Origin of the sequence: Pseudonocardia oceani (assembly GCF_019263585.2) — a bacterium.
Taxonomy (GTDB): Bacteria; Actinomycetota; Actinomycetes; order Mycobacteriales; family Pseudonocardiaceae; genus Pseudonocardia; species Pseudonocardia oceani.
In genome coordinates this window covers 4776564-4790114 of sequence record NZ_JADQDF010000001.1, presented here as the reverse complement: position 1 = coordinate 4790114, position 13551 = coordinate 4776564, and the positions used below count along the sequence as shown (strand labels likewise).

Here is a 13551-nt window from a genome sequence, read left to right as displayed (position 1 = left end):
CCGGTCCTACCGTGTGCCATGCGCCGAAGCACCCCCCTCGCCCTGGCCGCGCTGGCCGTCGTCCTCGCGGGCTGCGGGAACGGGGTGCCCCCCGTCCCGGCCGACGCCCCGCCGCCCGCCGCGACCGCCACCGTCACGTCCTCGGGCGCCGGCGAGACCCGGCAGGTCAGCGGCTTCTCCGCGGTCGAGCTGTCGTCGGTCGGCGACCTGCGGATCGAGCAGACCGGCACCGAGTCGCTGACGATCGAGGCCGCCCCCGACGTCCTCCCGCTGCTCACCAGCGAGGTCTCCGGCGGCGTCCTGCGCCTGGGCGTCGTGCCCGGCGCGGACTTCCGCACGGACCAGCCGATCGTGTACCGCCTCACGGTCGACGCCCTCGACGCGCTCACCGTCTCCGGCGCGGGCGACGCCACCGCCGCCGCCCTGCGCACCGGCGCGCTCACCGTCGACATCACCGGCGCGGGCGACGTGACGCTGGGTGGCACCGCCGACTCCCAGGTCGTGACGATCGGGGGCAGCGGCGACTACGACGCACAGGACCTGCAGACCGCCACCGCGACGCTCACCGTCGACGGCGCGGGCGACGCCGTGGTCCGGGTCAGCGACCGCCTCGACGTCACCGTCGGCGGCGCCGGGTCGGTCGAGTACATCGGCGACCCGCAGGTCACCCAGGACGTGAGCGGCGCGGGCGACGTCGAGCGGCGCTGAGGACTGGCAGCGGGAGGGCGGGCGGGGCTCAGTGCCCCGTCATCCCCCCGTCGACGGCCAGGGTGCTGCCGGTGATGTAGGACGACGCGGGGCTCGCCAGGAACACCACGGCCGAGTCGAGCTCGTGCTGCAGCCCGAGGCGCCCGAGCGGGCTGCGCTCCTTGACGAACGCCTCCAGCTTCTCCGGCGGGATCTGCGCGGTCATCTCGCTGGCGAAGTAGCCCGGCGCGAGCGCGTTGACGCGGATGCCGCGCCGGCCCGCCCACTGGCTCGACAGGTCGCGCGTGAGCCCGATCAGCCCCGCCTTCGTGGCGGCGTAGGACGCCTGCGGCGCGTAGGAGGCCATGAACCCCAGCGCGCTCGCGATGTTGACGATGCTCGACCCCGGCTCCATCACGCGCGCGGCGGCCTGCGCCATCCAGTAGGCGCCCTCCAGGTTGACGTCGACGACGCGGCGGAACTCCTCGGGCGCCTCCTTCAGCGCGGGCGTCGCCGTGCCCAGGCCCGCGTTGTTGACCAGCACGTCGAGCCGCCCGAGCTGCTCGACGGCGGCCGCGGCGAGCGCGGTGCAGTCGTCGGGGTCGGTGACGTCGGTGGCCACCGCCAGCGCGCGGCGCCCGATGGCCTCGACGGCCTTCGCGGTGTCGGCGAGCTTCTCCGTGCGACGCGCGCCCAGCACGACGTCGGCGCCGGCGTGGGCGAGCGCGAGCGCGAACCCGGCGCCGAGGCCGGAGCTCGCGCCGGTGACGACGGCGACGCGGCCGTCGAGGCGGAACAGGTCGAGGACGGGGTTCACCGGGTACCTCCGAGGGTGGTCAGGCCCGCCGCGGCGAGCGGGGCGGTGGCGGCGCCGACGGTCGAGAACCCGTCGCCGCGGGTGTCGCCGCGCAGGTGCCGCTCGTGGATCCCCTCGGCGATCACCGCGATCTTGAAGTACGCGAGCCCGAGATGGAACCCGAGGTCGGTGATCTCGCGCCCGGAGGCGCGCGCGTAGCGCTCCACGAGGGCGTCGGCACCGGGAATCCGCGGGCTGGTCGACGCGGCGGAGCCGCCGAGCACCGCCCCGAACTCGCGGTCGCCGTACACGACGTGCAGGGCGAGGTCGGCCAGCGGGTCGCCCAGCGTCGCCATCTCCCAGTCGACGACGGCGCGCACGCGGGCCGGGTCGGCGGGGTCGAGGATCGTGTTGTCGATGCGGAAGTCGCCGTGCACGATCGCCGCGCCGCTCTCCGCGGGGCAGGCCGCCTCCAGCCGGGCGTGCAGGGCCTCGACGTCGGGCAGGTCGCGGGTGCGGACGCGCTCCCACTGCCCGTACCAGCGGCGGACCTGGCGGCCGAGGTAGCCCTCGGGGCGCCCGAAGTCCGCCAGCCCGACCGCCGCCGGGTCGACGGCGTGCAGCGCGGCGAGGGTGTCGACGAGCCCGTCGGCGCAGCGGCGGACGTCGGCGTCCGACAGCGGGTCGAGGTCCTCCTCGCTGCGGATCACGACGCCGTCGACGAACCCGACCACGGCGAACGGCACGCCGAGCACGTCGGCGTCGGCCAGCGCGACGGGCGGCGCCACCGGCACGCCGTGCCCGTGCAGCGCCTCGACCACGCGGAACTCGCGGGCCATGTCGTGCGCCGAGGGCGTCAGCACACCCAGCGGCGGCCGCCGCAGGATCCACGTCGAGACGCCGTCGGTGAGCGTGTAGGTGAGGTTGGACCGGCCCCCGGAGACGAGCTCGGCGCGCAGCCCGCCCGCGTAGTCCGGGACGCGGTCGGCGAGGAAGCGGTCGAGGACGTCGAGGTCGAGGCCCTCCACGACGGGGGCGGTCACGCCCGCGCCGCCGCGGTGTGGCGGCCGACGACCCGGCGCGCGATGGACCAGCGGTGCGTCTCGGACGGGCCGTCGTAGATGCGGAAGGGGCGGACCTCGCGCAGGAACCGGCCCAGCAGCAGGTCGCCGGACACGCCGAGCGAGCCGCACAGCTGCAGCGAGCGGTCGACGACCCGCCACACGGCCTCGGCGGTGAACGTCTTCGCCATCGACACCTCCAGCCCCGCCGACCGGCCCTGGTCGAGCTCCCAGCAGGCGCGCAGGATCAGCCCGCGCGCGGCCGCCACGTCGATCTCGTTGTCGGCGATCATCTGCTGCGCCATGCCGAGGTCGGCCAGCCGCGCGCCGAACAGCTCGCGCTGCGCGGCGTGGGCGACGGCGATGTCCTGCGAACGGCGGGCGATGCCCAGCCAGCGCATGCAGTGCGTCATCCGGGCCGGGCCCAGGCGCACCTGCGCGTAGCGGTAGCCCTGGTCGACCTCGCCGATGACGGCCTCGTCGGGGACGACGCAGCCGTCGAAGTCGACCTCGAGGTGCCCGCCGAACAGGCTCTCGTCGAGCGTGGGGACGTGGCGCCCGACCTTCATGCCGGGGTTGTCGGCGTCGACGAGGAACATCGTGGCGCCGCCGCGGTCGCCGGGCTCGCCCGCGGTGCGCGCCATGCAGATCGCGAACGCGGCGCCGTCGGCCCCGGTGATGAACCACTTGCGGCCGTCGATCCGCCAGCCGCCGGGCACCCGCTCCGCGCGGGTGGCGAGCGCGTCGGGGTCGGAGCCGGCGCCGGGCGCGGGCTCGGTCATCGCGAAGCAGGAGCGGACGTCGCCCGCGGCCAGCGGCGCGAGATAGCGCGCCTTCTGGTCCTCGGTCGCGATGGCCTCCAGCATGTGCATGTTGCCCTCGTCGGGGGCGGCGATGTTCAGCGCGACCGGCCCGAGCAGGGAGTAGCCCGCCTCCTCGAACACCGCGGCCCGCGCGCACATGTCCAGGCCGTGGCCGCCGTACTCGGGCGAGACGTGCGGGGCGAACACGCCCGCCGCCTTCGCCGCGGCCTGCAGCTCCCGGCGGACGGACTCCGAGGGCACGACGCCGTCGTTCGCGACCTCCACCGGGACGACGACGTCCCGGACGAACTGCGCGGTGCGGGTGACGAGCTCGGCGACAGCCGGCTCCGGAGCGAGATCGACGGCCATTGTCGCGCCTCCAGGCTAATGAGTGTTAGCCACCATGGGACACGAGATGGTGGCATCGGGCAAGCCCGCTGCTGGGAACGTCACATCCGGGCTACCCTCCGTTGGCCGGAGGAGGTGGCCGATGGGCGAGGACCGCATGGCGGGCATCCGCGACGCCGCGCTCGACCTGTTCGTGCGCCGCGGATACGAGGCCACGACGATGGCCGACATCGGCGCGGCCGTGGGCATCCGCGGCCCGAGCCTCTACAAGCACGTCAGCTCGAAGCAGGAGCTGTTCGCGGCGCTCGTCGTCGAGACGATGCAGAACCTGGTCGCGCTGCACGACCGGGCGGTCACCGGCGTCGCCGACCCCGTGGAGCGCCTGCGCCGCGCCGTCGACGCCCACGTCCGCTACCACGCCCGCCACCGCCGCGAGGCCTTCGTCGGCAACCGGGAGCTGCGCAGCCTCGTCGAGCCCCACCGGTCGACGGTGCTCGCGCTGCGCGCGGCCTACGCGCGCCGCTTCGAGGAGGTCGTGGCCGCGGGCGTCGCCGCCGGGGTGTTCACCGTCGAGTCGCCGCAGCTCACCGCGTTCGCCCTGCTCGACCTGGGCATGGGCGTGGCGGTCTGGTTCCGCTCCGACTCCGGGCCCACCGAGGACGAGGTGGCCTGGCAGCACGCGGAGTTCGCGCTGCGCCTGGTCGGGGCGCGCTGACCGCCCCGCCCGGGCGCGCTCAGACCTCGAGCAGCACGCGCGCGGTGTCGGCCCACTGCGCCAGGTGCGGGTCGCCCGCCGGGTCGCGGCGGTCGAAGGCATAGGCCATCGCGACGCCGCGCATGCTGGTGAGCAGCAGCTCGCGCAGCTGCGGGTAGCGCGGGTGGCCGGCGAGCTCGGGGCCCCACATCCGGTCGACGCCCTCGCGGATCACCCCGCCCAGGCGCCGCTCCCCCGGCAGCAGCGCCTCGGCGATGCCGTCGTTGGTGCGCGCGGCCGTCCACATCTCCACGGCCGCCCAGAAGTACGGCTCGCGGAACGACTCCCACATGCGCTCGACCACCCACGCCGCGCGCTCGCCGGCCGTCAGCCCCTCGGGCAGCGTCCGCTCGACGTCGTCGGCGTGCTCGCGCACGCGCACGGACGCGATGTGCCCCGCCGCGGCCACGAGCAGCGCCTCCCGCGACGGGAAGTGGTGCAGCAGCCGCCCCCGCGACACGCCCGCGCGCGCCTGGATCCGCAGCGTCGTCGCCGCACTGAACCCCTCCTCGACCAGGCAGCCGACGGCGGCCTCCAGGATCCGGGCGCGGCTGTCCACGGTGCGCTGGGCGCGGCGGGTCACGGCGGGGGTCGTCATCGGGGGTCTCCGGTCGGTCGTCGGGTCACAGGCCCATCGACTTGCCGATGACCTCCTTCATGATCTCGGTGGTCCCGCCGTAGATCCGGGTGATGCGGGCGTCGGCGTAGGCGCGGGCGATCGGGTACTCGTTCATGTACCCGTAGCCGCCGTGCAGCTGCAGGCACCGGTCGACCGCCCGGCCCTGCAGCTCGGTGCACCACCACTTCGCCTTCGACGCGTCGACGGCCGTCAGCTCGCCGGCGTTGAGCGCGCGCACGCAGTCGTCGACGTAGTGCTCGGCGACGTCGACCTCGGTGGCGATCTCGGCCAGCACGAACCGCGAGTTCTGGAACGACCCGATCGGCTGCCCGAACGCCTTCCGCTCCTTCACGTACTCCAGCGTCTGCTCCAGCGCGGTGCGCGCGGCGGCCACCGCCGAGATGGCGATGGACAGCCGCTCCTGGGGCAGGTTGGTGACGAGCTGGGTGAAGCCCTGACCCTCCTCCGACCCGAGCAGGTTGGTGACCGGCACCTGCACGTCCGTGAACGACAGCTCGGCGGTGTCCTGGGCGTGCTGGCCGAGCTTGTCGAGGTTGCGCCCGCGCTCGAAGCCCTCCATGCCGCGCTCCAGGACGACCAGCGACATGCCGCGGTGCTTCTGGGTGGGGTCGGTCTTCACCGCGGTGATCACCAGGTCGGCGTTGATGCCGTTGGTGATGAACGTCTTCGCCCCGTCGACGACGTAGTGGTCGCCCTGGCGGACGGCCGTGGTCGTCATCGACGCGAGGTCGGAGCCGATGCCCGGCTCCGTCATCGCGATCGCGGTGATCAGCTCGCCCGAGACGATGCCCGGTAGCCAGCGCTCGCGCTGCTCGGGCGAGCAGTAGGACAGGAAGTAGGGCAGGCAGATGTCGTTGTGCAGCGTGAGGCCGAGACCGGCCGCGGCCGCCCCGCTGCGCGCGATCTCCTCGGCGACGACGGCGTTGAACCGGAAGTCGGCCACCCCGCCGCCGCCGTACTCCTCGGGCACGTCCATGCCGAGGAACCCGGACGTGCCCGCCGTGGTGAACAGCGAGCGCGGCACGATGCCCTCGCGCTCCCAGTCGAGGTGGTGGGGCACGACCTCGACCTCCAGGAAGCGCCGGAACGCCTCCCGGAAGTCCTCGTGGTCCGACTCGTAGAGCGTGCGCTTCATCGCGGCGCCCCTCCTCCTCCGGTGCCCGGGCGGGTCAGAGCAGCTCGAGGATGGTGGCGTTGGCCTGGCCGCCGCCCTCGCACATGGTCTGCAGGCCGTAGCGGACGCCCTGGTCGCGCATGTGGTGCACGAGCGTGGTCATCAACCGCGCGCCCGAGCCGCCCAGCGGGTGCCCCAGCGCGATCGCGCCGCCGTTCGGGTTGAGGCCCTTGGCGTCGGCGCCGAGGTCGGCCAGCCAGGCCAGCGGCACCGGCGCGAACGCCTCGTTGACCTCGAACGCGCCGATCTCGTCGAGGCTCAGGCCCGACTTCGCCAGGGCCTTCTGCGTGGCCGGGATGGGCGCGGTCAGCATGATCACCGGGTCGGCCCCGGCGAGGACGGCCGTGTGCACGCGCGCGATCGGCGTGAGGCCCAGCTCGCGGGCCTTCTCGCCGGTCATCATCAGCAGCGCGGCGGAGCCGTCGGAGATCTGCGAGGCGTTGCCCGCGGTGATCACGCCGCCCTCGGGCTTGAAGACGGTCTTGAGCCCGCCGAGCGACTCCACCGACGAGCCGCGGCGGATGCCCTCGTCGCGGCTCACGACGGTGCCGTCGGGCAGCGTGACCGGGGCGATCTGGCCGTCGAAGCGCCCCTCGTCCTGCGCGGCCGCGGCCTTCTCGTGGCTGGCCACGGAGTACTCGTCGAGCTGGGTGCGGGAGAAGCCCCAGCGCTCGGCGATCATCTCGGCGCCGACGCCCTGGTTGGGGCGCACGCCGTCGTAGCGGGCGGCGAAGTCGGCGCCGTAGGGGTCGGCACCGGCGAGCGAGGAGCCCATCGGCACGCGGCTCATCGACTCGACGCCGCCGGCGACGACCACGTCGTACTGCCCCGCGACGAGGCCGGCCGCGGCGAAGTGCACCGACTGCTGGCTCGACCCGCACTGCCGGTCGACGGTGACGCCCGTGACGGTCTCGGGCCAGCCGGCCGCGAGGACCGCGGTGCGGGCGATGTCGAAGGTCTGCTCGCCGATCTGGGACACGCAGCCCCAGATGACGTCGTCGACGACCGACGGGTCGATGCCCGTGCGCCCGGCCAGGCTGCGCAGCACGTGCGCGGACAGGTCGGCGGGGTGCACCCCGGACAGGCCCCCGTTGCGCTTGCCCACCGGCGTGCGCACGGCCTCGACGATCACTGCGTCCCGCATGAGGTCTCCTCGTTCCGCCGCACCGCTGCGGCAGGGTGTAACAGTCAGGATTGACTGTGACACCTGTCCCAGGAGCCGTCAACCGGGGTGTGACGCGTTCCCGCCTCGCCGTGCAGCGACATCAGCGCCTCGCGCACCGGGGTGGCGCTGACGCCGAACCGCGCGGCGAGGTGCTCGGTGGCCTCGCCGGTCATGATCAGCTCGCGGATCAGCCGGGCGATCTGCGGGCTGGGCCGCTCCCCCCGGGTCCAGGCCCGGCGCCCCCGGGGTCCCGCTCACCGCACTCTTGCCAGACTCCACAGATCAAGCGAGAGTCGGCCGATCGAGGACTACTCACCGCGGAAGGTCGATGCAGGGTCTGATGTTCGACAGCCGGCTGTTGCTGCACTCGTCGCTGTCGCGGACCGAGCGGCTCTTCGCCGAGAAGCAGATCGTCACGAGGCCTGCGCACGCTCGGCCTGCGGCCGGGCGACCGCGTCGGCACGCTGGCCCGGAACAACCACCGCCACCTCGAGACGTACTTCGGCGTGCCCGGGATCCAGCCGGTGCTGCACACGATCAACCTGCGCCTGTCGCCGGCGCAGCAGGAGTTCACGATGCACCGCATCGCGCAGCCCGTCGACTCCTGCGAGGACCTGCTCGCCGCCGCCGACGGAAACGCGCCGTTCGCGGAGTTCGACGAGAAGGCCGCGGCGGCCATGCGCTTCACGAGCGCGACCACCGGCGACCCGAAGGGCGTCGTCTACAGCCACCGCGCGATGGTCCTGCCGGCCATGGTCCTGGCCATGCACGACAAGCTCGACATGGCCGAGCGCCAGATCTGGCTCGTGGTGCTGCCCGGCGCGCACCCGACGCCGGCCGACTACGTCGACATCATCGAGGACCTGGGCGTCACGAGCATCGGCGCCTTCTTCGTCCGCTCGCCGTTCACCGCCGGCGAGTACTACCGCGACGAGCGCACCCCAGGACTCGAGGATCGACGGCCGGCGCAGGACCGGCGACGTCGGCTGCATCGACCCCGGGGCTACGTCCTGCTCGAGGACCGCTCCGAGGACCTCCTCAGGTCCGGCGGCGAGTGGATCTCCACGATCGACCTGGAGAACGCCTTCGTCCCCGAGACCAGCGTCGGCAAGTACGACAAGAGGATCCGCGGGGTCGTCGCCGACAACGGGCCGGTCGGCGCGCGCGCCGTGCTCGGCGCCTGACCCCTGCATCCCGCACCCCCGAGGAGAACCGTGAAGACCACCGCCGCCGTCGTCCACGAGGCCGGCCGCCCGCTCGAGATCGAGGAGCTCGACCTCGACGGCCCGCGCGAGGGCGAGGTCCTCGTCCGGTTCACCCACGCCGGGCTGTGCCACTCCGACCTGCACGTCATGCAGGGCGAGATCGCCGGGTGGCTGCCGATGGTGCTGGGGCACGAGGGCGCGGGCGTCGTCGAGGACGTGGGTCCCGGCGTCACGCGGGTCGCGCCCGGCGACCACGTCGTCTGCTCCTTCATCCCCAGCTGCGGCTCGTGCCACTGGTGCGCCACCGGGCAGCAGGCCATCTGCGACTGGGGCGCCAACACCATGCGCGGGCACCTGCCCGGCGAGCACTGGCCGCTGTCCGGGCCGTCGGGGCGCTACGGCGCCATGTGCATGCTCGGCACGTTCAGCCAGTACGGCGTGATCCACCAGTACTCGGCGGTGAAGATCCTCCCCGACCTGCCCCTCGACGTCGCCGCGCTCGTCGGCTGCGGCGTCCCGACCGGCTGGGGCTCCGCGGTCAACGCCGCCGACGTGCGGCCCGGGCAGACCGTCGTCGTCTACGGCGTCGGCGGCATCGGGATCAACGCCGTGCAGGGGGCGCGGGCGGCGGGCGCGCGCTACGTCGTCGCCGTCGACCCGGTGGCGTTCAAGCGGGAGACCGCCCTGACCCTGGGCGCGACCCACGCCACCGGCGACGCCGAGGAGGCCCACCGGCTCGTGCAGGAGCTCACGTGGGGCGTGGGCGCCGACACGTCGATCGTCACGGTGGGGCGCACCGACTCCGAGGTCGTCGACCGCGCGTTCTCCGTGATCGGCAAGGCCGGCACGCTGGTGCTCACCTCGATGGGCGGCGGCTTCCGCGACCGGACGATCCAGCTCCCCGGCCAGGTCGCGACGCTGTGGAAGAAGACGGTGAAGGGCAGCCTGTTCGGCGACTGCAACCCCACCGCCGACATCCCGCGCCTGCTCGGGCTCTACCGCTCCGGCGACCTCAAGCTCGACGAGCTGATCACCACGCGCTACAGCCTCGAGCAGGTCAACGAGGGCTACGACGACCTGATCGCGGGCCGCAACGTGCGCGGGCTGATCGTGCACGAGCACTGAGCACGGGTCAGGGCGCGCCGAGACCGCCCCGCTTGACGAGCTGGGCGGCGATGACGTTGCGCTGGATCTCGTTGGTGCCCTCGCCGACGATCATCAGCGGGGCGTCGCGGAAGTAGCGCTCCACGTCGTACTCGGTGGAGTAGCCGTAGCCGCCGTGGATGCGCACCGCGTCCAGGGCGACCTCCATGGCCATCTCCGAGGCGAACAGCTTGGCCATCCCGGCCTCCATGTCGGCCCGCTGCCCCGCGTCGAAGCGGTCGGCGGCGTGCAGGATCAGCTGCCGCGCCGCGGTGATCTTCGTACCCATGTTCGCCAGGTGGTTGCCCACCGACTGGTGCTGCCAGATCGGCTTGCCGAACGTCTCGCGCTCCTGGGAGTAGCGCAGGGCGTCGTCGAACGCCGCCTGTGCGACGCCGAGCGCGCGGGCCGCCACCTGGATCCGCCCGGTCTCCAGGCCCTTCATCATCTGGGCGAAGCCCTTGCCCTCGACGCCGCCGAGCAGCGCCTCGGCGGGCGCGCGGTAGCCGTCGAACAGCAGCTCGCAGGACTCCACGCCCTTGTAGCCGAGCTTGGGCAGGTCCTTCGACACGGTCAGACCGGGCCCGTGCTCGACCAGCAGGATCGACACGCCGCGGTGCTTGGGCTCGGCCGACGGATCGGTCTTGCACAGCAGCGCGATGAGCTGGGAGCGCCGGGCGTTGCTGATCCAGGTCTTCGAGCCGTCGACGAGGTAGCCGTCGCCGTCGGGGCGCGCGGTCGTGGTCATGGCCTGCAGGTCCGAGCCGCCGCCGGGCTCGGTCAACGCCATCGTCGCCCGGACCTCGCCGGTGGCCATCCGCGGCAGGTAGCGCTCCTGCTGCTCCGGCGTGCCGAAGGCGACGAGCAGCTTCGCGACGACCGTGTGCCCGCCCATCGCGCCCGCGAGGCTCATCCAGCCACGCGCGAGCTCCGCGGTGACCAGCGCGTAGCAGGGCATCGACACCGCCACCTCGCCCCACGGCTCGGGCACCGCCAGCCCGTAGATCCCCAGCTCCTTCATCTGCTCGATGAGCTTCTCGGGATAGGTGTTCGCGTGCTCCATGTCGCGGACGACGGGCCGGACCTCGCGGTCGACGAACTCCCGCACGACCGCGACGATCTCCTGCTCCTCGGCGTTCAGGCTGCTCATCGGAGCATCATCGCGCGGCATCGGGCAGGCTGTGAAACAGCGATCGCTGATGTCCGGATCGCACGGCGGCATGAGGGGCGACGACGTGGAGCTGCGGCAGCTGACGGCGCTCGTCACGGTGGCCGAGGTGGGCAGCGTCACGCGGGCGGCGCAGCTGCTGCACGTCGTCCAGCCCGCCGTGACGCGCCAGATCCGGTCGCTGGAGGAGGAGCTCGGCGTCGCGCTGTTCGAGCGCACGCACCGCGGCATGGTGCCCACGGCCGCGGCCGAGGTGCTGATCGGGCACGCCCGCCGCGCCCTGCACGAGCTCGACCGCGCCCGCGCGGAGCTGCGTCCCGACCCGGCGCAGGCGGCGGGGATCGTGAGCGTCGGCCTGCTGGAGAGCACCAACGACCTGCTCGCGCAGCCACTGAGCGCGCAGGTCGCGCGGCGGTTGCCCGGTGTCGAGCTGCGCCTGCTCACCGGCTACTCCGGGCACCTGCAGGGGTGGCTCGACGACGGCACGGTCGACCTGTCGCTGCTCTACAACCTCAGCGACACCCCCTCGATGGCCGTCACGCACCTGCTGCACGAGCAGCTGTGGGCGGTCGGGCCGCCGGGCGCGGGGCTCGACCCCGGCTCCCCCGTCGGCTGGGCGGAGGTGCTCGCGCACCCGCTGGTGCTGCCCGTCGCCGGCCACGGGCTGCGGGTCCTCATCGACCGCGCCCGCTCGGCGGTGCCGCGGGAGCCGGTCGTCGCCGTGCAGACCAACTCGCTAAGCCTGCAGAAGCAGCTCGTCGTCGCGGGTCACGGGTGGACGGTGCTGCCGGCGGCGGGCGTCGCGGCCGACATCGCCGCGGAGCGGCTGGGCGGCGCGCCGCTGGACCCGCCCGTCGAGCGGACGGTGGTGCTCGGGCTGCAGCGGGCGGGCCGGGTGCCCGACGCGGTGCGGGCGGTGGCCGACCTGCTGGTGGAGGTCACGGCCGGGCTCGTCGACGCCGGGACGTGGCCGACGGCCCGGGCCTGACGGTTTCGCACCTGCGGCGCCGGGAACCCTCTCCCTTCACCGACGAGAGGACGGTCATGGACCGCAGCGACCGGAAGGACGGGGACGGCGACGAGGAGCACGCCGCCTGGACGGAGCGGATGCAGCACGACATGGCGGTGGCGCACGACATGGGTCCCGACCCCGAGCCCCCCGGGACGCGCGAGGAGGACGGACCGCCGTCGCCGTCCTGAGTGTCTAGATGTCGAGGCCCAGCAGCGCGCTCTCGACGACCTCCGACAGCGCCGGGTGGATCCAGTACGGGCGGGTGGCGACGGTGGTGGCGTCGACGCCGAGGGCCATCGCCAGCACGAGCGGCTGCACCAGCAGCGACGCCGAGGGCCCCATGACGTGCGCCCCGAGCAGCGTGCCGGTGCCGCGCTCGGCGACCACCTTGCAGAAGCCCTGCTCGTCGCGCAGCGCCCACCCGTAGGCGGTGTCGGAGTAGGGCACGGTGCTGACGACGTGGTCGAGGCCGTCGGCGCGGCACTGCTGCTCGGTGGCACCGACGCTCGCGATCTGCGGGTCGGTGAAGATCGCCGACGGGACGGCGGTGTGGTCGGTCTCGCGCGGGTCGTCGGGATGGAGCAGGTTGTGCGCCACCGTCTGCGCCTCGCGGTTGGCCACGTGCTTCAGCGCGATCCCGGTGCTGATGTCCCCGAGCGCCCACACCCCCTCGGCGCTGGTGCGCTGGGCGGCGTCGACGACAATGCGGCCGTCGTCGTGGAGGTCGATGCCGGCCTTCTCGACGTCGAGCCGGTCGCTGTTGGGCACCCGCCCGACGGCCACGAGGAGCACGTCGGCCTCGACCACGGCGCCGTCGTCGAGGGTGAGGCGCACGCCCCCGCCGTCGGTGGCGGCCGCCCCGGAGACCTCCCGGCCGGTGCGCACGTCGTAGCGGGTGCGGGCGTGCTCGGTGAACCGCTCGGCGACGGTCTCGTCCTGCGGCCCGAGCAGGCGCTCGGCCTGGTCGATGATCGTGACCTCCGCGCCCAGCGCGCCGAACACGTGCGCGAACTCCACGGCGATGTAGCTGCCGCCCAGCACGGCGAGCCGGCGCGGCACCTCGGGCAGGCGCAGCACGGTGTCGGAGGTCTCGTAGGGCGCGCCTGAGGACGCGACCGGCTCGGGCACCACCGGCCGTCCCCCGGCCGCGACGACGATCCGGTCGGCGGTGAGGTCGTCGTGGCCCGACCCGTCGGTCCGCTCGACCCGCAGCGCCCGGGGCCCGGTGAAGCGCGCGTGCCCGGCGTGGACGGTGACGTTCGGGCTGTCCTCCTCACGGAACCGTCGCCCGCTCGCGCCCAGGTCGTCGACCTTCCCCAGCACCCGCGCCTGCACGTCCGCCCAGCTCACCCCGTCGAGCCGGGCGTCGAGGTCGAAGCGGCCGGCGCGGCGCACGGCGTCGGCCACGTCGGCGGTGTGAGCGAACATCTTGGTCGGGATGCACCCCACGTTGACGCAGGTCCCCCCGAACTCCCCGTGCTCGACCATCGCCACGTCGAGGTGGGCGAACGACTCGTCGATGACGCTGTTGCCGGAACCGGTCCCGATGACCACCAGGTCGTAGTGGGGCATCGGAGGAGCGTAGGACCGCCCCG

Annotated in this window: 15 protein-coding genes; 6 read left to right on the top strand and 9 right to left on the bottom strand. The window is 73.7% G+C overall.

The annotated features are described in order from the left end of the window. The first annotated feature begins 18 nt into the window (after positions 1-18). Positions 19-708 (top strand): GIN domain-containing protein, encoded by a 690-nt coding sequence (locus tag I4I82_RS24045; RefSeq protein ID WP_218596029.1) that lies wholly within the window; start codon positions 19-21, stop codon positions 706-708. A 28-nt stretch (positions 709-736) separates the two neighbouring features. Here I4I82_RS24045 and I4I82_RS24040 read toward each other — a convergent pair whose 3' ends face one another. Genes I4I82_RS24040 through I4I82_RS24030 form a run of 3 tightly spaced genes read right to left on the bottom strand, consistent with a single transcriptional unit; the run spans position 737 to position 3716 of the window. Further along, positions 737-1504, bottom strand: a complete 768-nt coding sequence (locus I4I82_RS24040) for an SDR family NAD(P)-dependent oxidoreductase (RefSeq protein ID WP_218596028.1) — start codon at positions 1502-1504, stop codon at positions 737-739. Next, positions 1501-2526 carry a phosphotransferase family protein gene (locus tag I4I82_RS24035; RefSeq protein WP_226370226.1) on the bottom strand — a complete coding sequence of 342 codons (1026 nt, stop codon included), beginning with the start codon at positions 2524-2526 and terminating at the stop codon, positions 1501-1503. The genes I4I82_RS24040 and I4I82_RS24035 overlap by 4 nt, the downstream gene beginning before the upstream one ends. Then, on the bottom strand, positions 2523-3716 hold the full coding sequence (locus I4I82_RS24030; protein WP_218592281.1) for an acyl-CoA dehydrogenase family protein: 1194 nt from the start codon (positions 3714-3716) through the stop codon (positions 2523-2525). Before I4I82_RS24030 ends, I4I82_RS24035 begins: the two co-directional genes overlap by 4 nt. A gap of 121 nt (positions 3717-3837) precedes the next feature. On the opposite strand from I4I82_RS24030, the gene I4I82_RS24025 reads away from it, so the two are divergent. Then, positions 3838-4410 (top strand): TetR/AcrR family transcriptional regulator, encoded by a 573-nt coding sequence (locus tag I4I82_RS24025; protein WP_218592280.1) that lies wholly within the window; start codon positions 3838-3840, stop codon positions 4408-4410. A gap of 19 nt (positions 4411-4429) precedes the next feature. On the opposite strand, the gene I4I82_RS24020 is transcribed toward I4I82_RS24025, so the two are convergent. From I4I82_RS24020 to I4I82_RS24005, 4 genes are read right to left on the bottom strand one after another with little or no spacing between them, the layout of a single operon-like run. Then, positions 4430-5047 carry a TetR/AcrR family transcriptional regulator gene (locus tag I4I82_RS24020; RefSeq protein ID WP_218592279.1) on the bottom strand — a complete coding sequence of 206 codons (618 nt, stop codon included), beginning with the start codon at positions 5045-5047 and terminating at the stop codon, positions 4430-4432. A 25-nt stretch (positions 5048-5072) separates the two neighbouring features. Further along, positions 5073-6224, bottom strand: a complete 1152-nt coding sequence (locus I4I82_RS24015; RefSeq protein ID WP_218592278.1) for an acyl-CoA dehydrogenase family protein — start codon at positions 6222-6224, stop codon at positions 5073-5075. 34 nt (positions 6225-6258) lie between these two features. Further along, a complete protein-coding gene (locus I4I82_RS24010; RefSeq protein WP_218592277.1) occupies positions 6259-7407 on the bottom strand; it encodes a thiolase family protein in 1149 nt (382 codons plus the stop codon). Positions 7408-7451: 44 nt separating this feature from the next. Further along, positions 7452-7601 (bottom strand): GntR family transcriptional regulator, encoded by a 150-nt coding sequence (locus tag I4I82_RS24005; RefSeq protein ID WP_218592276.1) that lies wholly within the window; start codon positions 7599-7601, stop codon positions 7452-7454. Positions 7602-7934: 333 nt separating this feature from the next. Here I4I82_RS24005 and I4I82_RS24000 point away from each other — a divergent pair, with 333 nt between their 5' ends. Both I4I82_RS24000 and I4I82_RS23995 read left to right on the top strand, forming a co-directional pair. Continuing rightward, a complete protein-coding gene (locus I4I82_RS24000) occupies positions 7935-8612 on the top strand; it encodes an AMP-binding protein (protein WP_218592275.1) in 678 nt (225 codons plus the stop codon). A gap of 30 nt (positions 8613-8642) precedes the next feature. Next, positions 8643-9758, top strand: coding sequence for a Zn-dependent alcohol dehydrogenase (locus I4I82_RS23995; protein WP_218592274.1), 1116 nt, complete (start codon positions 8643-8645; stop codon positions 9756-9758). A 7-nt stretch (positions 9759-9765) separates the two neighbouring features. Here the strand turns inward: I4I82_RS23995 and I4I82_RS23990 are convergent, their stop codons facing one another. Then, positions 9766-10926, bottom strand: a complete 1161-nt coding sequence (locus I4I82_RS23990; protein ID WP_218592273.1) for an acyl-CoA dehydrogenase family protein — start codon at positions 10924-10926, stop codon at positions 9766-9768. A gap of 49 nt (positions 10927-10975) precedes the next feature. Here I4I82_RS23990 and I4I82_RS23985 point away from each other — a divergent pair, with 49 nt between their 5' ends. Both I4I82_RS23985 and I4I82_RS23980 read left to right on the top strand, forming a co-directional pair. Next, on the top strand, positions 10976-11932 hold the full coding sequence (locus I4I82_RS23985; protein ID WP_225920668.1) for a LysR family transcriptional regulator: 957 nt from the start codon (positions 10976-10978) through the stop codon (positions 11930-11932). A gap of 56 nt (positions 11933-11988) precedes the next feature. Beyond that, positions 11989-12144, top strand: coding sequence for a hypothetical protein (locus I4I82_RS23980; RefSeq protein ID WP_218592272.1), 156 nt, complete (start codon positions 11989-11991; stop codon positions 12142-12144). A 4-nt stretch (positions 12145-12148) separates the two neighbouring features. Here I4I82_RS23980 and I4I82_RS23975 read toward each other — a convergent pair whose 3' ends face one another. Next, entirely contained in the window at positions 12149-13528 is a 1380-nt protein-coding gene (locus I4I82_RS23975) for a mycothione reductase (protein WP_218596027.1), read from the bottom strand. Between the last annotated feature and the right edge of the window lie 23 nt (positions 13529-13551).

Excerpts from the sequence above, each read along its gene's own strand:
- I4I82_RS24045 (WP_218596029.1), top strand. The coding sequence starts at position 19 with ATGCGCCGAAGCACCCCCCTCGCCCTGGCCGCGCTGGCCGTCGTCCTC.
- I4I82_RS24030 (WP_218592281.1), bottom strand. The coding sequence starts at position 3,716 with ATGGCCGTCGATCTCGCTCCGGAGCCGGCTGTCGCCGAGCTCGTCACC.
- I4I82_RS24025 (WP_218592280.1), top strand. The coding sequence starts at position 3,838 with ATGGGCGAGGACCGCATGGCGGGCATCCGCGACGCCGCGCTCGACCTG.
- I4I82_RS24020 (WP_218592279.1), bottom strand. The coding sequence starts at position 5,047 with ATGACGACCCCCGCCGTGACCCGCCGCGCCCAGCGCACCGTGGACAGC.
- I4I82_RS24015 (WP_218592278.1), bottom strand. The coding sequence starts at position 6,224 with ATGAAGCGCACGCTCTACGAGTCGGACCACGAGGACTTCCGGGAGGCG.
- I4I82_RS24010 (WP_218592277.1), bottom strand. The coding sequence starts at position 7,407 with ATGCGGGACGCAGTGATCGTCGAGGCCGTGCGCACGCCGGTGGGCAAG.
- I4I82_RS24005 (WP_218592276.1), bottom strand. The coding sequence starts at position 7,601 with ATGACCGGCGAGGCCACCGAGCACCTCGCCGCGCGGTTCGGCGTCAGC.
- I4I82_RS23990 (WP_218592273.1), bottom strand. The coding sequence starts at position 10,926 with ATGAGCAGCCTGAACGCCGAGGAGCAGGAGATCGTCGCGGTCGTGCGG.
- I4I82_RS23985 (WP_225920668.1), top strand. The coding sequence starts at position 10,976 with ATGTCCGGATCGCACGGCGGCATGAGGGGCGACGACGTGGAGCTGCGG.
- I4I82_RS23980 (WP_218592272.1), top strand. The coding sequence starts at position 11,989 with ATGGACCGCAGCGACCGGAAGGACGGGGACGGCGACGAGGAGCACGCC.
- I4I82_RS23975 (WP_218596027.1), bottom strand. The coding sequence starts at position 13,528 with ATGCCCCACTACGACCTGGTGGTCATCGGGACCGGTTCCGGCAACAGC.